The organism is Mesorhizobium sp. M1342 (genome assembly GCF_040317955.1).
Classification (GTDB): Bacteria; Pseudomonadota; Alphaproteobacteria; order Rhizobiales; family Rhizobiaceae; genus Mesorhizobium.
In genome coordinates, this window is sequence record NZ_JAMYLI010000023.1 from 55271 (window position 1) to 78072 (window position 22802).

A 22802-nucleotide genomic window follows, 5' to 3' on the forward strand; every position below is an offset into this window, starting at 1 on the left:
GAGTCCCATGGCTGGCTCGAACGAGGGCATCGGCGAGGGTTCGAGCCCGGCACGGATCGGTGGGGCGATTGAGGCGACATGCGCAGGCTTCTTCCTCATGAGCTGCAACCGGAGTGCCCAAGCGACGTTGGGTTGTCCGAGGGACAATTCCAACCGGAGACATGCCATGAAAACGCTTACCATCCTGACCGCAGCAGCATTGCTTGCCGGCGCGCCGGCCTTTGCCCAGTCGAACACGACCGCCACGACCACGCCGCTCGCCACGACGACGAAGGTCGACACTTCGACCTTCATCAAGACGGTGCCGAGCGCCAATGAGTTCGAGATCGAGTCCAGCAAGCTCGCCGAGCAGAAGGCGACCGACGCCGACGTCAAGGCGTTCGCCAAACAGATGATCGCCGATCACACCAAGGCCGGCGAGGAATTCAAGGCGGCGCTTGCCCAAGGCCAGACAACCTCGGCCACAGCGCCGTCCGGTCCGGCCCTGCAGCCTAAGGAGCAGAAGATGCTCGATGAGCTGAAGAGCGCCGGCGGCGATCAGTTCCAGGCGAAATACATCCAAATGCAGACCAACGCGCACAAGGAAGCCGTCGCGCTGTTCAGCGGCTATGCAAAGTCAGGCGACGACCCGGCGATGAAGGAGTTCGCCAAGAAGACGCTGCCGACGCTGCAGATGCACGAAAAGCACGTGAAGGAACTGGCGGCCGCGCATCAGGGTTAGGCGGCGGTTTAAGGTCTGTGCTCTACGGCGCCCCCTCAAAAACTGCCAATTTCCCCCCTTGAGGGGGAGATGTCCGGCAGGACAGAGGGGGGCCCGTAGAGCGCTACCATGGAAGCCAGCCCGCTTGGCAAACCAACACCACAATGTGGCCCTGTGCCTCAAGGACGGCACGCCCTATACCGATCAAGGCTGAGCGGCGCTCAGGTCGACTTGATCTGCTCGACCGCGGTCACCAGCAGTTCTTCCATGGCGGTGCGTATCTGGGCATCCGACTGGGCGATGCCTGCCGCGTCGAAATCGGCGCGGACCTTGCGGAACACATCGTTGTCGCCGGCCTCTTCGAAGTCCGCGTGCACGACCTCCTTCGCATAGCCGTCGGCATCCGCACCGGATTTGCCGAGCTGTTCGGCGGCCCACAGGCCGAGCAGCTTGTTGCGGCGCGCCATGGCCCTGAACTTCGTTTCCTCGTCCATCGCGAACTTCTTTTCGAAGCCTTCCTGACGGTCTCTCATGCTGCTCATGGTTTGCCTCGTTTGGATGTGAGTCCGGTCTTCAGCCCAGGGGAAGAACGGCCAGGAAGGAGAGAGTGGCGCGCATGGATGTCATTAGCAAGGCAAGGTCGCCGGTGATCGAGCGGCGCCTGGCGGCTTCGCCTGATGTGATTTGACCTTGCCGTGCCGCGTCCTACTCTTCAATCCCTGCGGGATGAACCGAGGAGACGAGCGATGCAGTTCAACGGAATTCGCGGCGTCTTGCTGACGGCGGCCGTGATCCTTGCCGCCGGCACCGCGGCCTATGCCCATCATGGCTGGTCGTGGACGCAGGACGGGTTTTTCGAACTCAGGGGCAAGATCACGGCCATCTATATCGGTAATCCGCACGCCACGCTGGATGTCGATGCAGAGGGCGAGGCCTGGCGGGTGGAGATGGCGCCGCCCTCCCGCACCATCGCCGCCGGCTTCACCGAGCAGGTGGCCAAGGTCGGCGACGAGGTGACTGCGATCGGCAATCGCTCGGTCGAGGCGAGCGAAAAGCGCATGAAAGCGGTGCGCCTCATCGTCAATGGGAAGACGTATGATGTCTATCCCGACCGTGTGCCGCCCGCCTAGATGACGGAGTTTTTCACCGGCATCGAGCACCTTGCGTTGGCGCGGTGGCTGAAGGGCTCCTTCGTCGCCTACCCCGTGGTCAATGCGCTCCACATCATGTCGATCGGCGCGCTGCTGACCAGCGTCGTTCTCATGGACCTCAGGATATGCGGTGCTTTCCGTTCGCTGCCGCAAGCGGCGTTCGTCGGGCTGCTGCGCCACATTGCGTTGGCGGCGTTCGCGGGCGCGCTCGTCACAGGCTCGCTGCTGTTTTCAGTGAAGGCGAGCACCTATGCGGCGATGCCGGTTTTCCTCGCCAAGATGGCACTCATCCTTCTCGCCGGCGTCAACTTCCTCGCCTTCATGCGCTTCTCCCGCGCAACAGGCCGCGGCGAGCCGGCAGGTGGGACCGTCCTGGCCGTGCTCTCGATTCTGCTGTGGATTTCCGTGCTTTTCGCCGGACGGTTCATCGGTTTTCTCTGATTAGAGCGAGCGCCTGCACTGGTGTTCCGCCAGTGCAGGGATAAGCTCCCTGAAGCACCTGGGTTGTCACCTACAGTTTTTTTGCGAAGAGGACCCCCACCCCTAACCCCTCCCCACAAGGGGGAGGGAGACTTCCGTTGGCGCTGACCTAGGCAAATCGTCTGTCTTTTGGCGCCGAAGAAGAATTTAAAGGCACGCGGCAGCGTTCCCTCCCCCTTGTGGGGAGGGTTAGGGTGGGGGTCCTTCTTCGCAAGAATCCACATGCGATAGCCCTGCCCTTTGGGGGGAAGGTTAGGGGGCTCTTCATTAGCGCTAACGCGGCAGCCTGCTGCATGCTCAGGGAGAACCACCATGAAGAAAGAAATCATCGAAGTGCCGGTCATGTCGGACAAGGTGCGGGCGCTCGGCCTTCCCTGCTCGACAGCGGTGAAGGCCAACGGCTTCGTGTTCATCTCGGCGACGCCGCCGGTGGACATGGTGACCGGCGAGATGGTGCGCGGAGACATCGAAACGCAGACCGAGGCATCGCTGAAGGCGCTGAAACACTGCCTGGAAGCGGCGGGCACCTCGCTGGACAACGTGGTGATGGTGCGCATCTACGCCGTCAATTCCGGATTCTACAACGCCATCAACCGGGTTTATGCGAAGTATTTTTCGACGAACCCGCCGGCGCGGAGCTTTGTGCCGGTGGCTTCGTGGCCGATGGAGTTTGATATCGAGATTGAGTGTGTGGCGGTGGCGTGAGGGTGAGAAGCGGTCCGCGTAGCGGACGAAAAGCCAATTGCTAGGCTTTTCGAGCTTCGAACGCCCTGAGCCTGCGACGGGTCGGCAATTCTTAGCCGAAGTTTTCACTTGTCTTTCAAGTAAACTCGTCCTCAATTCCCATCGGGGATTGGGAGGGTGAGTCATTGAACAAATTACCGAAGAAATTTGCCGAGCGCGTTGCGTCAAACATCAAGAAATATCAGCGCATTACGCTGGCTCAGCAAAAATCCGATGTGGCGGAAGCTGACACGGTTACCTTGATCAAGGACATCCTGGCTGACGTTTTTGGATACGACAAATATGATGAATTGACCTCAGAGCACCAGATCAAGGCGACATACTGCGATCTCGCGATCAAGATCGCAGGCAAGTTGCGGTTGCTTGTCGAGGTGAAATCAGCCGGCAGCAGCTTGGCCGATAATCACTTGAGGCAGGTGATTGACTACGGAGCGCATCAAGGCATCCATTGGGTGATCCTGACCAATGCCGTCGAATGGCGGCTCGTCCGTATCTATGTGGCAAATCAGATCAGCCACGAAGAAGTCTGCCGCATCGTCTTTGCCGACATGAACCCCAAGAATGAGGATCATCTGCAGTGCCTCTTCCTGTTCGCCAAGGAAGGGCTGACGACCGATGCAATGGACGCCTTTCATCAGCAGGCCCAGTTGTTCAACAAGTTTACGGTATCGGCGATTATCCGATCCGATGCGGTGATTTCGGTCGTGCGCCGCGAAATCCGTAAGCTCTTTCCAGACATCAAAGTCGGCAACGAGAACCTGTCGCAGTTGGTCGAAAATGAAGTGATAAAGCGGGACACGATCGAAGGTGACAAGGCGAAGGAAGCTGTCGCCAGGATGCGGAAGGCTGTGAATAAATTGGAGAGAGCCAAGAACAAGGCTACCAAGACAATTATCCCCGACATTGCGAATTAACTGAAGATAAAATTGATGTTATTTTCGTTTACATGTAATGGAGGGCGACATTGACCAAACTTACTGAGGATAGCCTTGATTTTGCGCGCAGGCATCTTGAGCGTTTTGGACAGCGATTTCTTCCCTAGGTTGCCGGTTTACGAGGCGGTATGGGCTGACTGGGAGAATGTACGTGGTCGCCTTATGTCGTCTAACATCAGGAAACTTCCGATAGTTCCTGCCGATTCAATGCCGGTGGCCAAAGGAAAGTCCTCATATAGAATTGTCCATCAGCTAGATCCCCTGACCTGTCTTACCTATACGGCCTTAGCCCATCGGGTTGGGCCAGCAATTGAGGCAGCGCGAGTGCCCGTCGGACAGGAGATAGCATTCTCGAATAGATTTCTGCCGTTGGATGGAGCATTCTTTTCGTCGGGTACTGGTTATGATGCATACAAGGAGAAGTCACGGCAGCTGGCTAATAGGCACAGCTTCGCGGCTACTGCGGATATTTCAGATTTTTTTAACCAGATTTATTCGCACCGGGTGCGTGGTTCAATTGAGGCTGCAGATCCTCGCCTTGATGAGGTGGCGCAAGATTTCGAGTCGGTTATACATTCAATAAATGCCGGCGCTTCGAAAGGCATTCCCGTTGGACCGAATGCCAGCAATTTGATTTCCGAAGCTGTTCTAATCGACGTGGATCAACTATTGATACGTAACGGATTTATACATGTTAGATACGTAGATGACATTCGAATTTTTGATGACAATAAAAACTCATTGCAGTACGCTATTGAATTACTTTCTGTATATCTGTACGAAAATCATAGACTTAATCTAAACGGTCGAAAAACGAATATTTACTCTCAAGCCGATTTTATAGAAAAAGTTATTCAGGACCATATGGATGCCGAAACTAAAGCGGCAATGCAAAGAACTTCGGTGCTTGATCCCTATGGAGAGCACGCTGAGCTAGAGGTGGGGCCGGCGCTAAATGTCGAAATTATCGATGAAATCGGGCGAACAATCCGAGAGAAATTCATCGTAGATGGTTATGTCGACCTCAATTTGATCAAGGCATACATTAGGAGAGCAGGTTCCAGTAATTCTCATCAGTTTATCGATGTGGCGAGCGCCTCCATTGATGCTTTCCTTCCTGTTTTTCATGAGTTAGCAAAGGCGCTAGATGGCGTGATTCAAGCTGGAGGGCACGAACATGCTTTCCCGCTAATCCGGCAAATTGCGGCATCGGGATACTATCGACGGCAGTCTGTCCGCCGATGGTTGGATTGGATCTGTGCAGGGAGCGCGGACCTGCTGCAAGTTAGGCCAATTCGAGATTCAGTGTTCTCCGGAGAGATTCGGTCGCAAGCGAGAGCGGCCGTTTCACTCAGGGACTTAGCTTGGGTGCGTTCTCACCGTTCGAGCTTTATGCAATTCGCGCCTATGGATCGGGCAGCTGTAGTGGGAGCAATGGAAATACTTGGTCGCGATGAAAGAAGAGCAATACTTAATCAGATTGACGACACCCACGCCTCGCCAATTGATTTGGCGATGAAGAGGTTTGTTCTCAAATAAATTCATTTGAAATACAGGTAGCCTGCCCCTCATCTGCCTGCCGGCATCTTCTCCCCGTATAGTGACGGGGAGAAGAGAGCTAATCACGCAAAATACTCCTGCAGCGGCCTGACCTCCAGGCTCCCCGCCTTCAGCGCCGCAATCGCCTCGGCCACCGCGGCCGCGCCCGACAGCGTCGTGTAATACGGCACCTTCTGCATCAGCGTGGCTCGCCGCAGCGACTTTGAGTCCGATACCGCCTTCTGGCCATCCGTCGTGTTGAAGACGATCTGCACCTGGCGGTTGCGGATGGCGTCTTCGATGTGGGGGCGGCCTTCCAGCACCTTGTTGATTTTCTGGGCGTCGACGCCGTTTTCGGCGAGGAAGCGGGCCGTGCCCGAGGTGGCCAGCACCTTGAAGCCGAGGCCGGCGAGGCGCTTGACCGCTGGCAAGATGCCTTTCTTGTCCTCGTCGCGCACGGAGACGAACAGTGTGCCGGAGCGGGGCAGGTCGACGCCGGCCCCTAACTGGCTCTTGGCGAAGGCCAGCGCAAAATCGCGGTCGAGGCCCATGACCTCGCCGGTCGAGCGCATTTCCGGGCCGAGCAGGATGTCGACGCCGGGGAAGCGGGCGAAGGGGAACACCGCTTCCTTCACCGCGATGTGGCCGGGGTTCCTGGGGTCGGGCATGGCGCCGTAATGGGCGAAGGCGTCTTCCAGTTTTTCGCCGGCCATGATGCGGGCGGCGATCTTGGCGATCGGACGGCCGATGGTCTTGGCGACGAAGGGCACGGTGCGCGATGCACGCGGGTTGACCTCCAGCACATAGACCGTGCCGTCCTTGATCGCATACTGCACGTTCATCAGCCCGCCGACATTGAGCGCGCGGGCAAGCGCCGCCGTCTGGCGCTCCAACTCGTCGACCAGTTCGGAAGGCAGCGAGTGCACCGGCAACGAGCAGGCGCTGTCGCCCGAATGGATGCCGGCCTCCTCAATGTGCTCCAATATGCCGGAGACGAAGGTCGACTTGCCGTCGCAGAGGCAGTCGACATCGACCTCGATGGCGCCACTGAGATAGGTGTCGAACAGCAGCGGGTTCTTGCCCAGCAGCGTGTTGATCTGGCCGGTCTTGTCGTTGGGGTATTTCTGCTTGATGTCCTCCGGCACCAGGCCGGGCACCGTGTCGAGCAGATAGGTCTGCAGCATGCCCTCGTCATGGATGATCTGCATGGCGCGGCCGCCCAGCACATAGGACGGGCGCACCACCAGCGGGAAGCCGAGCTCGCCGGCGACAAGGCGGGCCTGCTCGACCGAATAGGCGATGCCGTTCTTCGGCTGGCTGAGGCCGAGCTTGTGTAAGAGCTTCTGGAAGCGGTCGCGGTCTTCGGCGAGATCGATCATATCGGGCGAGGTGCCGAGGATGGGGATGCCGGCCTTCTCCAGCGCATCGGCGAGCTTCAGCGGCGTCTGGCCGCCGAACTGGACGATGACGCCGACCAGTTCGCCCGACGACTGTTCGACGCGCAGAATCTCCAGCACGTCTTCCGCCGTCAGCGGCTCGAAATAGAGCCGGTCGGAAGTGTCGTAGTCGGTCGACACGGTCTCCGGGTTGCAGTTGATCATGATCGCCTCGTAGCCGGCGTCGCGCAACGCAAAGGCCGCGTGGCAGCAGCAATAGTCGAACTCGATGCCCTGGCCGATGCGGTTCGGGCCGCCGCCGAGGATGACGACCTTCTTGCGCGACGAGACCTGCGCCTCGTTGGCCAGCGCGCCGGCAAACGGCACTTCATAGGTCGAGTACATGTAGGCGGTCGGCGAGGCGAACTCGGCCGCACATGTGTCGATGCGCTTGTAAACAGGATGAACGTCGAGCTTTTCGCGAGCTTTCTGAATCACTTCGGCGTCGGTCTTCGTCAGCGACGCGAGGCGGGCATCGGAGAAACCCATGGCCTTCAGCATGCGCAGGTTGACGGCATCCTCGGGAATGCCGTGCTCGCGGATGCGGGCTTCCATGGCGACGATGCCTGCGATCTGTTCAAGGAACCACGGGTCGATCTTGCACATGGCGTGCACGTCTTCCAGCGACGTGCCCATGCGGATCGCCTGCGCCACCATGCGCAGCCGGTCGGGCGTCGGCGTGCCGAGCGCGGCGCGGATGGCGTTGCGGTCGTCGGCATGGTTGGCCGTCGCGGCACCATAGCCGAGGCCGGGGATCTCGATCTCGTCGAGACCTGTCAGGCCGGTTTCCAGTCCGCGCAAGGCTTTCTGCAGCGATTCCTGAAAAGTGCGGCCGATGGCCATGACTTCGCCGACCGACTTCATGGCGGTGGTCAGCACCGGCTCGGCGCCGGGGAATTTCTCGAAGGCAAAGCGCGGGATCTTGGTGACAACGTAATCGATCGACGGCTCGAACGAGGCCGGCGTGGCGCCGCCAGTGATGTCGTTCTCCAGCTCGTCCAGCGTGTAGCCGACAGCGAGTTTTGCGGCGATCTTGGCGATCGGGAAACCGGTCGCCTTGGAGGCAAGGGCGGACGAGCGCGAGACGCGCGGGTTCATCTCGATGACCACCAGGCGGCCGTCGGCCGGGTTGACGGCGAACTGCACGTTGGAGCCGCCGGTCTCGACGCCGATCTCGCGCAGCACCGCGATCGAGGCGTTGCGCATCATCTGGTATTCCTTGTCGGTCAAGGTCAGGGCCGGAGCGACGGTGATCGAGTCGCCCGTGTGCACCCCCATCGGGTCGATGTTCTCGATCGAGCAGACGATGATGCAATTGTCCGCCTTGTCGCGGACGACCTCCATCTCATACTCCTTCCAGCCGAGCACACTCTCCTCGATCAGCACTTCGGTGGTCGGCGAGGCGTCGAGGCCGGACTGGACGATCTCGTAGAATTCAGCGCGGTTGTAGGCGATGCCGCCGCCGGTGCCGCCCATGGTGAAGGACGGGCGGATGATGGCGGGCAGGCCGACATGGTCGAGCGCCTGCGCGGCGATCGCCATGCCATGGCTGATGTAGCGCTGCTTGCGGTCGCCTTCGCCGAGGTTCCAGCGGGTTTCCAGCGCGTCGAGCGCGGCGTCGAGATCGGCCGGGGCCTCGGCCTTGACGGCGGCGCGCTCGGCTTCATGCGTCTTGCGGTCGGTGTTCTTGACGTCGGTGGCGTTGGCCAGCATCGACTTCGGCGTTTCCAGCCCGATCTTCTTCATCGCCTCGCGAAACAGAGCGCGGTCCTCGGCCTTGTCGATGGCCGTGGCGTCGGCGCCGATCATCTCGACATTGTAGCGCTCGAGCACACCCATGCGGCGCAGCGACAAAGCGGTGTTGAGCGCGGTCTGGCCACCCATGGTCGGTAGCAGCGCGTCGGGCCGCTCCTTGGCGATGATCTTGGCGACCACTTCAGGCGTGATCGGCTCGATATAGGTGGCGTCGGCCAGTTCCGGATCGGTCATGATGGTGGCCGGGTTGGAATTGACCAGGATGACGCGGAAGCCTTCCTCCTTCAGCGCCTTGCACGCCTGGGTGCCGGAATAGTCGAACTCGCAGGCCTGGCCGATGACGATGGGGCCGGCCCCGATGATCAGGATCGACTTGATGTCAGTGCGTCTTGGCATGTCAAAGGTCCGTTCGGCGGGCGGCTTGCACAAAAAACCGGGACGGGAAGACCCGGCCGGTTGTGCTCGCGATTCTGGTATCAGGCTAGGAGGGCCTTATAGGGAAGAGTTTTGACTGATGTAACCCCGAAAATGCGAGGTAGGGGAGTAGGGGAATAGGGGAATAGGGGAATAGGGGAATAGGGGAATAGGGGAATAGGGTGTGGGTTCGAGGGAATTCCAAACATACTCCCTTATTCCCCTACTCCCCTAAATTCTAATTCCCCAGCGCCAGCTGATCCGTAATCTCAAACCGCTCGGCCTCGCCGATGCGTATCATGTTGAGGCTGCCCTCCCGAGTGAAGCGGAAATTGCCGTCCGCGTCGGAACCGGCCGGCTGGCCGGCACGGAAGGAGATGATGCGCGTGCCGCCATCGGGCCAGGTCACAGTGATGTTCGCCTTGTCGGCGGTGTGCACCACGCTGACCTTGCAGCGCTCCATTGGTTGGCCGACATAGCGGGCGCAGGGAATCTCGGGGCCAGAAGCCGGCGTCGGAACGGAATCAAGCGGGACGTCAGGCGCCGCCAGCGCCAGTACATACGCATCCTGCATCGCGGCGCGGCCGATTTCCGCGGCCGATTTCGGCGTGCTTTCGGCAGCCGGACCGGCGCCGCCAAGCCGCGCTGTCAGGTCGGGCGGTGCGACCGGCGCGCTATTGGTGGCCTGCGATTGATCCGGCGCCGAGGCCTGCCCGGCCTCATTGGCGCTGCCGGTGGAGGCAACCACCGGCGCATCGGCCGGTCTTGTCTCGCCTTCGACATAAGGGGCCGGATTGAGGGGAATGAGATAGCGCGCCGGCGCCCAGCCGCTCAGCTTCTCCTTGCCCGTGCTCTCGATCTTGCACCATTTGTAGCCGTTGATGTCGTTGCAGCCGAGATTGGTGACCATGTCGCCGCTGCTCAGCCGCGCCTCGACCGTGGCGACCGGCGATGCGGTGGTGCGGACCTTGAGAAGGTCGTCCGGCGCCAGGCCGGTGACGACGGAGATGACGAGGTCCGGCGCCTCTTGGGCCATCTCTTCAGCCATAGCGGGGGCAATCACCGGCCACGCCGTCATCAACAGCGGAGCAGCAATCAGCGCATGCAGGGTTGTTCGGAGCGTGACTGTGCGCCTCATCGTTTGGCCGTGCGCTGACATCATGCCGCGGCGGATCGAGCCCGCCGCAAGCCCGGCCGGTTTTATAAGGGACGCCGCGGCGCCATGTAAGCCCGAAAATTCGGCTCGCCGTTCCGCCGGTCCCAACCCGGTCCGCCAGGCCGTGAGCCTACTCAGCCGGGCATGAACGCAAGAGCGTTCAGCCGGGCAGGGGCATGAACCCTGTTCTGAGCGCGTGAGCCCATTCCGGCCGGCCCGCCTGTTCGGCTTGCCTGGCGGCCGCCTCGTGGTCGTAGTCGACGGCGATGGCCTCGAAGCGGTCGGACTGGCCGTTGCTGCCCAAGGTGACGATGCCGTAGCGCGCATGCGGCGAGCCCTGCTCGGAGACATGCGCCGGCGGTGTGGAATCGTCATAGGCGGGGCAGCCGATGCTGCCCGGGTTGAAAATGACGGGACCATCGGGGACGCGGATCAGTTCCGCGCGGTGGCTGTGGCCGCACAGCGCGATGCGGCAAGCCGGGTCGAGCGCCTTCAGCCGCCGCCGGATCGCCGTCAGCGGCGCACGCACCAGCTGGCCATTGACGATGGTATCGGCGAGATATTTCTCGTCATGGTCGGGACGGGCGTGGAAAGCGATGATTCCGGGTGCGATCTCCAGCGTCAGCGGCTGGGCGAAAAGCATCTGGCGCTGCGTCTCGGTCAGCCGCTCCTGCGCATAGGCGTCGGAGGGCCACATGGTGTCATCAGCGGGGTCGGCGGCGACACGGCGGTCGTGGTTGCCGCGCACTGTCGGCAGGTTCAGCGCCTCCAACCGCGCAAACGTCTCGCGCGGCCAGAGCGGGCCGGAAACGCTGTCACCCAGGTTGACGGTCAGGTCGGCGCCGCCGCGCCGGCGCAGATCATCGAGCACAGCGTCGAGTGCCAGGACGTTGCCGTGGATATCGGCCAGTACGGCAATGCGCATAGGGGGAGGCTCCGTGGGTTGGCGGCCCCGTTTTACGGCAGGGCTATCGCATATGGGAAGCCGAGGCTTCTGCTCTACGATGTACCCCACCTGACTCGCGCCTTTCCTCTCCCCCGTCGCTCTCCCCCCTCCGGAGGGAGAGGAAGGGAGCCAAGGTTGGCGAAGTCGCGCCTTCCCTCTCCTCCGTCGACGATAGAAGCTCGACGGAGTGGGGGCCATCTTCGTAAGAATTCATATGCGAGCTCTGCGTTTCATCGTGCGAGGAAACAGCCTACGCGTGCACTTCGATGTCGTGGCCGCCGACCGCCGGCACTGCCGGATCGTCGCCGGCGGCGGCGATGACGCTGTCGAGCAGGCCGGGGAAGCGGGCGTCGAGATCGGCGCGGCGCAGTGTGATCATGCGGTTGGTGCCGACCACCTCGGCACGGGTGACGCCGGCCTCGCGCAGTTTGGCGAGGTGGTAGCTCAGATTGGTCTTCGAGCCGAAATCCAGGAACTGGCTGCAGTTCAGCGGCACGCCTTGCTTGCTGGCGAGATAGCGCACGATGGCGAGCCGGGTCGGATCGCCGAGCACGCCAAGCACGATCGGCAGGCTGATCTGGTCCGTATTGGGGTGTGGCAAGGTCATAGCTCGAAACTAAGCACAGTCGGGTCCGATTTCAACGCATCCATCATTGTTGGCCCGCACGCGGCCTTTCTCCGTCTCGCGCCGACCTGTGCTGACACAGGGCTGTCAGGAAGGTTCAGCTATTTTTCCCTGGCTTCATTGACATGATGCCCTATTATGTCCAATTGTTCAATAACTTTTGAACTAAGGACATCCCGCCATGGACAAGCGCCTTTTCTGGCTAGCGCTCGGATCGTTTACGATCTCGACCGAAGGCTTCGTCATCTCCAGCCTTCTGCCCGACATCGCGGCGGATGCCGGCATCTCCATTCCGCTGGCCGGCACGCTGATCACCGCCTTTGCGCTCGCCTATGCGATCGGCACGCCGATCCTGGCGACGCTGACAGGCGAATGGGACCGGCGCCGCGTCATCCTGTGGACGCTGGTGTTCTTCGTGCTCGGCAACATCGCCGCTGCCTTGAGTTCCTCCTTCGAACTGCTGCTGATCGCGCGCATCGTCATGGCGCTGTCGTCGGGCCTGTTCGCCGCAACCGCGCAAGGCACCGCGGTGGCGCTGGTCGATGACCATCACCGGGCGCGTGCCATCGCCGTCGTCGTCGGCGGAACCACGGTGGCCGTTGCACTGGGTGCGCCACTGGGCGCGCTCGTTGCCACCGTTGCCGGCTGGCGCGGCACCTTTTTTGCCATCGCCGGCCTTGGCGCGCTTGCAGGCGCGATCCTGTGGTACCGGCTGCCGCGGGGCATCGTTGGCACCAGGCTGCCCTTGAAGCGCAGGCTGGCGGCAGCGCTGCGTCCCGGCGTGATGCCGATCCTGTTGACGACGGTGCTGGCGCTGATCGGCGCCTTCACCGTCTTTGCCTATGTCGCGCCGCTTGCCATCGAGGGCGGCGGTCTCAGCCAGATCGCGCTGCCCGGCATGCTGCTCGCCTTCGGCGTCGGCGCCGTCATCGGCAACATTGGCGGCGGCCAGGCCGCCGACCGGTTCGGCGCGACCCGCACCGTCGGCTGGTCGTTGGCGCTGAGCGCCGGCATGCTGGTCCTGCTGTCGGTCATCCCGACCTTTCTGCCGCCGCATATTGCCGGACCGGCGCTGATGGCGATGATGGTGCCGTGGGGCATCGTCGGCTGGGCCTTCCCGCCGGCGCAGGCCAGCCGCATCATCAAGCTGGCGCCCGATGCCGCCCCGATCGTGCTGTCGCTCAATGCCTCGGCGCTCTATCTGGGCGTCGCACTCGGCGCGGTGGTGGGCGGTGCCGTGCTGCGCTACGGCGCGCCGGCCGATCTCGGCCTGATCGCCGCGATCTTCCCGATCGTCGGGCTTGGCATCGTGGTGGCCGGCCGCCGGGCGGCTCGGCCTGTAGAGATGCCTGCCGAGTAATCTCTTTGAAAGCCGTCGGCCGGCTCAGCTGGCCGGGGGCAGATCAAAATCCAGCGCGGCGATGTCATCCAGCGCCGCGCGCAGCTTTTCAGCCTTGTCCCTGCCGACGACATCCTCGAAACGCTGCTGGGCGATTTGCCACAGCTTCATCGCTGCCTCGAGCTTGGCCAACCCTTGCGGCGTCAGCCGCACACGCTTGACGCGGCGGTCCTCCGGATCGGCGAAAGTCTCGACATAGCCGTCGCGGATCAGTGGTTTCAGCGTATGGCCGAGCGCCGACAGGTCCATGATCAGCGACGTGGCGATAGCCCCCATCGCCGGCTCGGCGCCGATATGGATCTGGTAGAGCAGGCCCTGCTGCGTCGCCTTGAGGCCTGACGGCTCCACCACATCATCATAAAACTTGCCGAGCTTGCGCGCCGCACGGCGCAGCGCGGCGTTGTTGCAGAGCGTGAGGCCGGGCAAGCTGTCCTTTGACATGATGGTCCTTGGCGCCGGCGAATGAGGCCCGGCTACTACCCTCAAATAATCCTCGTCCGTATCATTGACAAGATAGTGGCATATGCCTACTTCACGATTAGTGGCATATGCCACTAATTCAAATCAAGCGGCTTTCCGGCAGCGCGGCAGATGCCACGGCGCCGGATCAGTCGAAGCGAACCAGATCAGTCGAAGAAGGAACAGGACAATGAGTGGACAGGGCAACAAGGGCACGGCGGTCGTCACCGGTGCTTCGTCGGGCATCGGCGCGGTCTATGCCGACCGGCTGGCGGGGCAGGGCTACGATCTGGTGCTGGTGGCGCGGCGCGCCGACCGGCTGGAGGAACTGGCCGGGAAGCTGCGCCAGACCTATAGCCGCAAGGTCAGCGTGATCAGCGCCGACCTCTCCAACGACGACGACGTCCGCCGCGTCGAGCAGGCGATCGCCAGCGACGACAGCGTGACGCTGCTGGTCAACAATGCCGGCCTTGGCGGCCAGTCCGTGGTGGCAACCGCCGATGCGGACGCTGCCGAACGCATGATCAAGGTCAATGTCATCGCCCTGACGCGGCTGACCCGTGCCGTGCTGCCGGGGTTTTTGGCGCGCAACCGAGGTGCGGTCGTCAACATCGCCTCGGTGCTCGCCTATGAGACCTCGTTCGGCGGCATCTACAGCGGCACCAAGGCCTATGTCGTCAACTTCACCGAGGCTCTGCACCGCGAGGTCGCGGGTACGGAGGTGAAGGTGCAGGTGGTGCTGCCGGGCGCGACACGGACCGATTTCTGGGAGCTTGCCGGCAGCGATATCGACCAGCTTCCGAAGGAAATCATCATGACGGCCGACGATATGGTCGATGCGGCCCTTGTCGGCCTTGCCAGGGGTGAAGCCGTCACCGTGCCGGCGCTCGCCGAGCCGGCCAAGCTGGACATTTTCCTCGGTGCCCGGCAGGCCTTCTACGGCAGCCTGCACGCCGACAAGCCGGCGGCCCGCTACGCGGCTTGAGGGTTTCGAGGCCGATAGCAGAAACTGGGTTCCTCGCCCCCACGAATGTGGGGGAGAGGTGGCTCGGCGAAGCCGAGACGGAGAGGGGGACTGGCTCGACGGAGATCAAGTTTCAAGAAGTATCCGCCCTACGAAGCCCCCTCTCCGACCGCTTCGCGGCCACCTCTCCCCCGCGTTGCGGGGGCGAGGAACCCAGGTTCTGCAAGGCCGCGCTTTACGCCGTCCGCCACATCGGAATGATCGAGGCGGCCAGCACCAGCGCCAGCACGATGTTGAGCGCGCGCCATTGCCATTCGGTCTTGAGCAGCCGCGCCAGCACCATTCCGGCCACGCACCACAGCGACAGCGAGGCGGCCGCCGCGAGGCCGAAAGTGGCGCCGAGCAGCAGCGCGAGCTGCATCGGCCCGCTGGCCAGCGCCGCGAACGAGGCCGCGGCGCCCAGCCCCATCGCCCAGCCCTTCGGGTTCATCCATTGAATGCCGGCGCCGCCGAGAAAGCTGTTCGGCCTGGCCATGCTCACATCCAGATTGGGCGGTCCGCTGCGGCCGATCTTGATCGCCAGCCAGAGGAGATAGAGCGAGCCGATGACCTTCATGGCCAGTTGCAGCGAAGGCATGGCAAGCAGCAGACCGGCGAGCCCGGCGGCGGCGGCACCCGTCACCGTGGCGAGGCCGGCGGCGCTGCCGACCAGCAGAGGCACGGAACGGCGAAACCCGAACTGGGCGCCGGACGCCGTAGACAGGGTTGTGGCGATGCCGGGCGTGGTGGTGGCGACGATGGCAAACAGGATGAGCGGGAGAATGGGCTCGAGCATGCGGCGTCCTCTGTCAGGGCTGCGATCGTAGCTGCGCGCGAACTTCAGTAAATGCAATGTTTGCCATGGTCGGCATTAGGATGGATAATGCCAGCCATGATCCGAAATCTCGACATGGCGCTGATCCGCACCTTCATCACCGTCGCCGACAAGGCCAGCATGACGGCGGCGGCCAATGCGCTGCACCTGACGCAAGGTGCTGTCAGCCAGCAGGTCAAGCGGCTGGAGGAGGCGCTCGGCTCCTGCCTCTTCGAGCGCGACCGGCGCGGCTTGCGGCTGACGCGCGCCGGTGAACAGCTGTTCGGCAGGGGCAAGCGGTTGCTGGCCTTGAATGACGAGATCTGGGCGGAGATGGCTGGGACACCGGTGGCCGGCCAGGTGCGGCTCGGCGTGCCCTACGACCTTGTCGGCACCTTGCTGGCGCCGGTGCTGAAGACCTATGCCGAGACCTATCCGCAGGTCGAGATATCGCTGGTCTGCGCCTCGTCGCCGGAATTGGCTGCTGCCCTTGCGGCCGGGACCATCGAACTTGCGGTGATCGAGGAACGCGTCGGCCCGTCGGCGGGCGAGTGCCTTGCCATCGACCGGCTGGTCTGGGTCGGCGCCAAGGGCGGCGTTGCCCGCGCCAAGCGGCCGCTGCCGGTGTCGATCGTCGCCGACACCTGCGCCTTCCGCCCGGCGGTGCTGGCGGCGCTCGGTGAGCATGGGCTGGAGTGGCGCACCGTGTTCGAAAACGGCAACATCGACGCGACGACGGCGACGGTGCGCTCCGACCTCGCCGTCACCGCCTGGCTAGCCTCCACGGTTCCGGCGGATCTCGACATATTGCCACCGGAGTCCGGCCTGCCGCCACTGCCGAATTTTGCCATCAACCTGCATCTGCCGAGGCATGGGGTAGGGCCGGCGGCGCAGGAATTCGCACGCCATATCCGCGATGGGCTGGCACGACGGCCGGTGGCGGCTTGAGAGACTTCTCAGAACTTGGGTTCCTCTACCCCGTCGATCGGGGGAGAGGAAAGGGTGCAAAGGCCGTCCTGCTACTTCCAGTTCTTGCGCCGTTCGAGCTCGGCGTCGGACGGCTCCCCTGTGACAAACGACCCAACCTTGATCTCGCCTGATCGTTCGTAGGTCGCCATGATGACGCCGGTGCTGGTTGCCTGCGACTTGATGAGCTTGAAGGCGGCCGGCATCGCGCTGTCGCCGAACAGCCGCTTGCCCTTGCCCAGCAATAGCGGGAAGATCATCAGCCGAATTTCGTCGATCAGCCCGTTGGCGAGCAAAGTCTGGATCAGATCGCCAGATCCCTGGATGAGCAGGTCCGGCCCATCCTCCTGCTTGAGGCGGCGCAACGTCGCGATGATATCGGGTCCGAGCGCTTGCGTGTTCTGCCAGGTGAGGGTGTCAGGCCGATGCGTCGCCACATATTTGGTCGCGGGGTTGAAGGCATCCGCGATCGGATCTTTCTGATACGGCCAGTAGGCGGCGAAGATGTCGTAGGTTCTGCGGCCGAGCAGCAGGGCGAAAGGCTTGGAGAACAGTTCATCCATCGCCGCGGCCCCCGCCTCGTCAACGTAATGGAAGGTCCAGCCGCCGAACTTGAAGCCGCCGGCCGGATCCTCTTCCGGGCCGCCGGGTGCCTGCATGACGCCGTCAAGGCTGACGAATGTCGCAGAGATGATCTTTCTCATTCCAATGCTCCCGTTCTTCGATCCACGCCGTCGTGGCCGGACTTCAGCCCAAGGACGGGCGACGAGCCACCGGTCCGACAGGACATATGAAATTTTGGCAAACCACCATCATTTGCGAGGCCCGGGGTGGAGATCTTCCGACGAGAACCAGACATCGCCCGATATGGCGGTGGCGGTGTCGTCCGGTGCCCTGTCCTGGACCAGCCAGATCGAGCGGCTGCGCGCGGCCTGCTCGCGCGTCGGGATCCTCGACGCTGAGTCTGCGAGCGAGGCGCCGACACAGGGAATGAACCACGATCGCATGAACGGATCGCAGGCGAAGCCTTTTTGCGTGCGGATCACCATCACCGCCAGTGGGACGCGCTCGGCCGGGCGCCAGGGGAAGATCATGCGGCCGCCAGGTCGCAGCGCCTTCAGCCACCCTGCTGGTGGCGCTGCGACGCCAGCATTGACATAGATGATGTCGGATGGCGGCAGGGGCGTCGTCACCGCATCGCCATGGACGACCGTTGCATTGCCATATGCTTCGAGATTTTTGCGCGCCAGATCGGCCAGTTTTTCGTCGAGTTCGAAGCCGGTGACGGTGCCGCCTGGTAAAACCAGCCTGGCCAGCACGGCGGTGTAGTAGCCGGTGCCGGCGCCGATATGAGTGACGGCCTCACCAGGTTTAGGCGCAAGCTTTCCGATCCACATGGCGTGCAGGAAGGGCTCGCCATTGTTGATGCCCTTGTCGTCGTCGAGCGTCACCAGCACGTTCTGATAGATATGAGCCGGGTCGGCGCTCGGCGTCGTGACCTTGCCGTTGCCGGCGATGACCGTCCACGGCCCGGGACCAAGAAACGCTTCGCGTGGCACCTCGGCGAAAGCCGCTTCCAGGCGTGGGTCGGGCGAGCCGGCATTGGCGACCAGCAGCCGCGCGTAGAATTTCCTGATGTCTTCGATCCGGGCCATGCTGCGGGACAACATAGCGCGGATTGCCAATTTGTCGCGAGGCTACCCTCTGCGCAGAGGGTAGTCGATTTCCCGGCGAGGCGGAGCTTAGCCGATCCCGAACAGGGTGTCGTAGAGCAGCTTGAAGTTGAGCCCCAGGATGACTGCGGCGACCACCCAGGCAAGGGCGGCGACGCCGCGCGGAATGGCGAGATTGCCCATCTTCTTCTTGTCGGAGACGAATTGCACCAGCGGGACGACTGCGAAGGGCAACTGCATCGACAGGATCACCTGGCTGAATACCAGCAACTGGCCGGTGCCCTTTTCGCCATAGAGTGCGGTGACGACCACCACCGGGATGATGGCGAGGCCGCGCGTCAGCAGTCGGCGTGCCCAGTTGGGGATGCGCAGGCGCAGAAAGCCTTCCATGATGATCTGGCCAGCAAGCGTCGCCGTCACCGTGGAGTTGAGGCCGGAAGCCAGCAGCGCCACCGCGAACAGGATCGAGGCGATGCCGAGGCCGAGCAGCGGCGACAGCAGCTCGAAGGCTTGGCCGATCTCGGCAACGTCTTGATGGCCGGTGTTATGGAAGGCGACCGCCGACACGATGAGGATCGAGGCGTTGACGAACAGCGCCAGCATCAGGGCGATGGTCGAGTCCGTCGTTGCCCATTTGATGGCATCGCGCTTGCCCTTGTCGGTGCGCTCATAGGCACGGGTCTGCACGATCGAGGAGTGCAGATAGAGATTGTGCGGCATGACGGTGGCGCCGATGATGCCGATGGCGATGTAGAGCATCGCCGGATTGGTGACGATTTCCGACGACGGCACGAACATGGCATGCAGGATCGAGCCGGCCGGCGGGGCGGCGACGAAGATCTGGATGGCGAAGCAGCTGAAGATGATGATCAAAAGCGCGATGACGAAGGCTTCGAGATAGCGGAAGCCCTTGTTCATCAACAGCAGCACGAGGAAGGCATCGAGCGCCGTCAGCATGGCGCCGCCGATCAGCGGAATGCCGAACAGAAGTTGCAGCGCGATCGCCGTGCCGATGACTTCGGCCAGATCGCAGGCGATGATGGCCAGTTCGCAGGCGATCCACAGCACGAAATTGACTGGACGGGGATAGTAGGCGCGGCAGGCCTGGGCGAGGTCGCGGCCGGTGGCGATGCCGAGCCGTGCCGCCAGCGCCTGCAAAAGGATCGCCATCAGGTTGGACAGCATGATGATGAACAGCAGCGTGTAGCCGAACTGCGCGCCGCCGGCGAGATCCGTCGCCCAGTTGCCCGGGTCCATATAGCCGACCGAGACCATGTAGCCGGGACCCATGAAGGCGAACAGGCGACGGAACCAGACGCCCGAGTTCGGCACGGCGATGGAGGAATTGACTTCGCGCAGGCTGGGCTGCTCGTCCTCGTCGGGCCTGGCGAACCGCCATGAGGAACGGGAGGCTGTGGCTTCGGCTTCAGACATGAAGGAGGGCTTTCCGCGGGACTGGACGATGTTGCCTCAAGCTATGCCATGGCTCAACATTATGCAATATGCTATATTTCATTGTCGTTGCTTTTAGGCGGCTGGCGGTCATCGGGTGAAACGGCAATCGGAAGCGCTGGTTGCACCTGTGGCGGAATGCAAATAAACGGCCTGAAGAATCAGAGCCCGTGCTATGAAAGCGTGGACGGGTGATAGCCTCGGGAGGAGCGCGTATTGGCGCCGAAGAACAGACCAGTCCCGCGTGAGCCGCTGCTCGACGCCGAAATTCATTCGGAGGGATTCCGGCAGCAGCGCGAAGCGCGCCGCAGCGCGCTGGTCGAGGATTATGTTGAGCTGATCGCCGATCTGATCGAGGACGGCAACGAGGCGCGCCAGGTCGACATCGCCGCACGCCTTGGCGTCGCCCAGCCGACGGTGGCCAAGATGCTGACCAGGCTGTGCGCCGACGGGCTGGTGTCGCGAAAGCCCTATCGCGGCGTTTTCCTGACCGATGCCGGCCGCAAGGTCGCCGAGGAGAGCCGCATCCGCCACCAGACGGTGGAAGCCTTTTTGCGCTCGCTCGGTGTCAGCACCGAGACGGCGCGCATCGACGCCGAGGGCATCGAGCACCATGTCAGCGCCGAGACGCTGGAAGCCTTCCGCAAGGCCATGACAGCAGTGCGCTGAGCTTCCGCCTGGATTTCCCCAGCCACCGGAACCCTCGCACGCTGAGCACGTTGGGTCTGACATCCGCGCAAGGCGAGCGGCAAGGGAGGAAGCGATGGGCGTTGAACAGGCACCGACCGCAAAGGGCAAGCAGGCTGCCGAGGGACTGAAACAGGCGGCGGCCAGGGATGAGCGCAAGACCGAAGCGGAGACCGGCCATCCGTTGAAAAAGGGCGCGGCTCGTTTCGAGGAACGTTCGAAGAGCTCCGACGGCAAGAGCGCCGGCGCCAAGCAGGAAGATTAGACGTCTGTCAGGTTGACGTCAGCTGTTCTGGGCGAACGCCGTCTGCCGGAACGTGGTGGCGGCGCTTTCAACAAACCGTTCCCTCACTCGCGGACGTCCTGCACCCAGCTGCGCGGGTGGCCGTCGACGCGGAACTGGAAGATGAAATAGGGCGGAATGCAGGTGCCTTTGCCAGCTTTCGCTTCCGCCAGATCGTCATAGCCTGCGGTGCAGATGTAGTCCTCGCGGCAGGGATGCGCCTTGTCGCAGGCTCGTAGGCCGGCGGTCTTGGTAAATTCCTTCGTGCAGAATTTGTGGTCCTTGCCCGACGCGATGCAGTCGTTGAAGCCGGTCTTGGCCAGACGCCCGCACGTTGCTTCGTCGGGAAGCTTGTCGCAGCTTGCCTTGCGCAGCATGCCACCGGGAAAGCCGCCGGTCTTCTGCTGCGGATTGTCGTAGCGCTGGCGCGCGGCGCCATAGCCGGCGAGTTTGACCAGCGGCTTCTTGTCCTTCGCGGAGTCGATGGCGCAGGCCTTGGCGGTGGCCGGCGACAGGCGGCAATACTGGTCGCTGCCCCAGCTCGACATCTTGATCTCGCCGAACTCGACGGGGTCGCCGACCACCGTGCCTGCTTCGCTGACGCAGGTGCCGAAGCCTGGATGGAAGGCGCTTTCGTGGACACCGGCGCAGCGCAGGCCCGCACCGCAGCTCCAGTCCTTGAAACTTGCATCCTCGCCGCGATAGCAGATCGAGCCCCAGCCATTGTAGAGGTCGGTGCCCTTCAGCGCCTCGGCATATCTGGCGTCCGGACGGGCGGCGAAGCTGCGCGTAAAGTCTAGCTGACTGCCGGCGGCGAACTGCTCGACGATGGCGCGGCGGCGCGGCAGGTCGGCGAAGAACACGGCCGAGCCCGGCACGAAGACGGCGTTGCGGCGCGGCTCGCTCACCGGATCTGCGCCGGTGTAGTGGAAACCGGCAATGCCACGCGTCTGATGGCAGCCGGTGCAGCTCATCTCGTTGAGCCGCAAGTTGAAGCCGGCCACCGACTTGATGGTCGAGAGTGTGTTGCCCCTGGCGACATAGTTCTTCAGCGCCTTGTCGATGTCCGCGTCGTCGACCAGCCCGTAGACGATGTTGTTCTGCGACCGGCTGAGACCGCCGGGGGCGACGGAGACGGCGCTCCTGGCCAGGAACTTTTCGTCGATCACCAGCCGGCCATGGTCGAGGTCGTAGATGTTGCGGTCGGTGAGCAGCCATTTGGCGAAGGACGGCTTGTCGGCCAGCACAATGGCGCGGTCGATCTGGTTTTCCATCTTCGCTTCATAGAAGCTGGACGCAGCCGGATCCCATTTGAAGATCTTCAGGAGATATTCGGCATGGCCGCCGAAATCGCGCCGCGTCGAGGCCGACAGCCTGAGCACCTGCATGTTGAGTTCGAGCCGCATGATCTGCGACGAATTCAGCATGGTGCCTGACAGCGGCCCTTCGTCGGAGCGCAGCCAGGCGGCAAGCTGGTCGGGTGGCAGGTCTTTTTTTCCAGCTGCCAGCCAGCGCTGGGCAACATCGGCGCAGGACACGTCAGTGGCGCTTGGCAGGTCCTTCGAGGCGCGCGCTTGTGCCTGCCTGGGTTTGGCGTTGAACACCAGGCTCATGGTCAGCGGCAGGCGCGAGGAAATGCGCTGGCCCGCCTTTCCCTTCACAGGCTTTTCCGCGACCGAATAGTGGAAACGGTAGATCAGCCGGATTTCGCCGCATTCGGTGTGGCCGAGATAGCCGCGGTCCATGCGGTTGACGACGCCGGTCAGGTCCAGCGTCGAGCCGTCGTCATCGATGTATTTCGGATTGAATTTCTGGCTGGTGTCCTTCGACTTCGCCATGGCAGCAACATAGGGGTCGGGGCTGGTCTTCGGCTCGTCGGCTATCTGCCGCTTGACTGTGTCGCGCACCGTGGCCAGCGCCGGCACCGAAAACAGGCCGCGATTGTCGACCTCGCGGGTGAGGCCGAGTGCCGGGCCCAGCAGGCGGCTGATCGACAGGCCACCACGCTCCAGCGCCTGCAAGGTGGCGGGATCGGTGACGGCAACGCTGGAATCGAGCGTGGCGGCACGGGCGGACCCGATGCCGAAACAAGTCAATGCCGTCAGCAACAGCAGGAATTGGCCGATCGTCCGCAAGCGCCCCTCGCTTCCCAGAGAAACGGACATTAACGGTCTTCGATAGTCTC

Annotated in this window: 22 protein-coding genes; 11 read left to right on the forward strand and 11 right to left on the reverse strand. The window is 62.7% G+C overall.

The window, feature by feature from the left end:
• The first annotated feature begins 166 nt into the window (after positions 1–166).
• A complete protein-coding gene (locus NKH06_RS22915; protein ID WP_352894107.1) occupies positions 167–721 on the forward strand; it encodes a DUF4142 domain-containing protein in 555 nt (184 codons plus the stop codon).
• Between the two features lie 200 nt (positions 722–921).
• Here NKH06_RS22915 and NKH06_RS22920 read toward each other — a convergent pair whose 3' ends face one another.
• Positions 922–1242 carry a DUF1476 domain-containing protein gene (locus NKH06_RS22920; RefSeq protein WP_352775393.1) on the reverse strand — a complete coding sequence of 107 codons (321 nt, stop codon included), beginning with the start codon at positions 1240–1242 and terminating at the stop codon, positions 922–924.
• Positions 1243–1446: 204 nt separating this feature from the next.
• On the opposite strand from NKH06_RS22920, the gene NKH06_RS22925 reads away from it, so the two are divergent.
• The 5 genes from NKH06_RS22925 (at position 1447) to NKH06_RS22945 (ending at position 5549) form a co-directional block, all read left to right on the forward strand.
• Positions 1447–1830 (forward strand): DUF6152 family protein, encoded by a 384-nt coding sequence (locus NKH06_RS22925; protein ID WP_352610394.1) that lies wholly within the window; start codon positions 1447–1449, stop codon positions 1828–1830.
• A complete protein-coding gene (locus NKH06_RS22930; protein ID WP_352610392.1) occupies positions 1831–2292 on the forward strand; it encodes a DUF6644 family protein in 462 nt (153 codons plus the stop codon).
• Positions 2293–2643: 351 nt separating this feature from the next.
• On the forward strand, positions 2644–3036 hold the full coding sequence (locus NKH06_RS22935; RefSeq protein WP_352730061.1) for a RidA family protein: 393 nt from the start codon (positions 2644–2646) through the stop codon (positions 3034–3036).
• Positions 3037–3200: 164 nt separating this feature from the next.
• A complete protein-coding gene (locus tag NKH06_RS22940) occupies positions 3201–3989 on the forward strand; it encodes a hypothetical protein (protein WP_352894112.1) in 789 nt (262 codons plus the stop codon).
• Positions 3990–4334: 345 nt separating this feature from the next.
• Positions 4335–5549: an RNA-directed DNA polymerase gene (locus tag NKH06_RS22945; RefSeq protein ID WP_352894115.1), complete on the forward strand. Its 1215-nt coding sequence runs from the start codon at positions 4335–4337 to the stop codon at positions 5547–5549.
• An 83-nt stretch (positions 5550–5632) separates the two neighbouring features.
• Here the strand turns inward: NKH06_RS22945 and carB are convergent, their stop codons facing one another.
• The 4 genes from carB to NKH06_RS22965 all read right to left on the reverse strand — a co-directional run bounded on the left by carB (position 5633) and on the right by NKH06_RS22965 (position 11863).
• On the reverse strand, positions 5633–9136 hold the full coding sequence (gene carB, locus NKH06_RS22950) for a carbamoyl-phosphate synthase large subunit (RefSeq protein WP_352894117.1): 3504 nt from the start codon (positions 9134–9136) through the stop codon (positions 5633–5635).
• Positions 9137–9392: 256 nt separating this feature from the next.
• Positions 9393–10292, reverse strand: a complete 900-nt coding sequence (locus NKH06_RS22955; RefSeq protein ID WP_352792997.1) for an SH3 domain-containing protein — start codon at positions 10290–10292, stop codon at positions 9393–9395.
• Between the two features lie 178 nt (positions 10293–10470).
• Positions 10471–11235 carry a metallophosphoesterase family protein gene (locus NKH06_RS22960; RefSeq protein ID WP_128305504.1) on the reverse strand — a complete coding sequence of 255 codons (765 nt, stop codon included), beginning with the start codon at positions 11233–11235 and terminating at the stop codon, positions 10471–10473.
• 271 nt (positions 11236–11506) lie between these two features.
• Positions 11507–11863 (reverse strand): ArsR/SmtB family transcription factor, encoded by a 357-nt coding sequence (locus tag NKH06_RS22965; protein WP_128305503.1) that lies wholly within the window; start codon positions 11861–11863, stop codon positions 11507–11509.
• A 199-nt stretch (positions 11864–12062) separates the two neighbouring features.
• Between NKH06_RS22965 and NKH06_RS22970 the strand changes: the two genes are divergently transcribed.
• Positions 12063–13241, forward strand: coding sequence for an MFS transporter (locus NKH06_RS22970; RefSeq protein ID WP_128305502.1), 1179 nt, complete (start codon positions 12063–12065; stop codon positions 13239–13241).
• A gap of 24 nt (positions 13242–13265) precedes the next feature.
• On the opposite strand, the gene NKH06_RS22975 is transcribed toward NKH06_RS22970, so the two are convergent.
• Complete coding sequence (locus NKH06_RS22975) at positions 13266–13721, reverse strand: MarR family winged helix-turn-helix transcriptional regulator (protein ID WP_352440436.1); 456 nt, start codon at positions 13719–13721, stop codon at positions 13266–13268.
• A gap of 208 nt (positions 13722–13929) precedes the next feature.
• Here NKH06_RS22975 and NKH06_RS22980 point away from each other — a divergent pair, with 208 nt between their 5' ends.
• A complete protein-coding gene (locus NKH06_RS22980) occupies positions 13930–14724 on the forward strand; it encodes an SDR family NAD(P)-dependent oxidoreductase (protein ID WP_128305500.1) in 795 nt (264 codons plus the stop codon).
• Between the two features lie 214 nt (positions 14725–14938).
• On the opposite strand, the gene NKH06_RS22985 is transcribed toward NKH06_RS22980, so the two are convergent.
• Positions 14939–15538, reverse strand: a complete 600-nt coding sequence (locus NKH06_RS22985; RefSeq protein WP_023809698.1) for a LysE family translocator — start codon at positions 15536–15538, stop codon at positions 14939–14941.
• A gap of 96 nt (positions 15539–15634) precedes the next feature.
• On the opposite strand from NKH06_RS22985, the gene NKH06_RS22990 reads away from it, so the two are divergent.
• Positions 15635–16504, forward strand: coding sequence for a LysR family transcriptional regulator (locus NKH06_RS22990; RefSeq protein WP_352775852.1), 870 nt, complete (start codon positions 15635–15637; stop codon positions 16502–16504).
• Positions 16505–16575: 71 nt separating this feature from the next.
• On the opposite strand, the gene NKH06_RS22995 is transcribed toward NKH06_RS22990, so the two are convergent.
• The 3 genes from NKH06_RS22995 to NKH06_RS23005 all read right to left on the reverse strand — a co-directional run bounded on the left by NKH06_RS22995 (position 16576) and on the right by NKH06_RS23005 (position 19629).
• Positions 16576–17226, reverse strand: coding sequence for a dihydrofolate reductase family protein (locus NKH06_RS22995; RefSeq protein ID WP_352775848.1), 651 nt, complete (start codon positions 17224–17226; stop codon positions 16576–16578).
• A gap of 108 nt (positions 17227–17334) precedes the next feature.
• Positions 17335–18177, reverse strand: coding sequence for a protein-L-isoaspartate O-methyltransferase family protein (locus tag NKH06_RS23000; RefSeq protein WP_023809695.1), 843 nt, complete (start codon positions 18175–18177; stop codon positions 17335–17337).
• A gap of 87 nt (positions 18178–18264) precedes the next feature.
• Entirely contained in the window at positions 18265–19629 is a 1365-nt protein-coding gene (locus NKH06_RS23005) for an Nramp family divalent metal transporter (protein ID WP_352556103.1), read from the reverse strand.
• A gap of 234 nt (positions 19630–19863) precedes the next feature.
• Between NKH06_RS23005 and mntR the strand changes: the two genes are divergently transcribed.
• The gene (gene mntR, locus NKH06_RS23010) at positions 19864–20316 is read left to right on the forward strand and encodes a manganese-binding transcriptional regulator MntR (RefSeq protein ID WP_352775845.1); all 453 of its coding nucleotides are present in this window, start codon (positions 19864–19866) and stop codon (positions 20314–20316) included.
• A gap of 94 nt (positions 20317–20410) precedes the next feature.
• Complete coding sequence (locus tag NKH06_RS23015) at positions 20411–20599, forward strand: hypothetical protein (RefSeq protein WP_352440442.1); 189 nt, start codon at positions 20411–20413, stop codon at positions 20597–20599.
• An 83-nt stretch (positions 20600–20682) separates the two neighbouring features.
• Here NKH06_RS23015 and NKH06_RS23020 read toward each other — a convergent pair whose 3' ends face one another.
• Complete coding sequence (locus NKH06_RS23020; protein WP_352775841.1) at positions 20683–22782, reverse strand: hypothetical protein; 2100 nt, start codon at positions 22780–22782, stop codon at positions 20683–20685.
• Between the last annotated feature and the right edge of the window lie 20 nt (positions 22783–22802).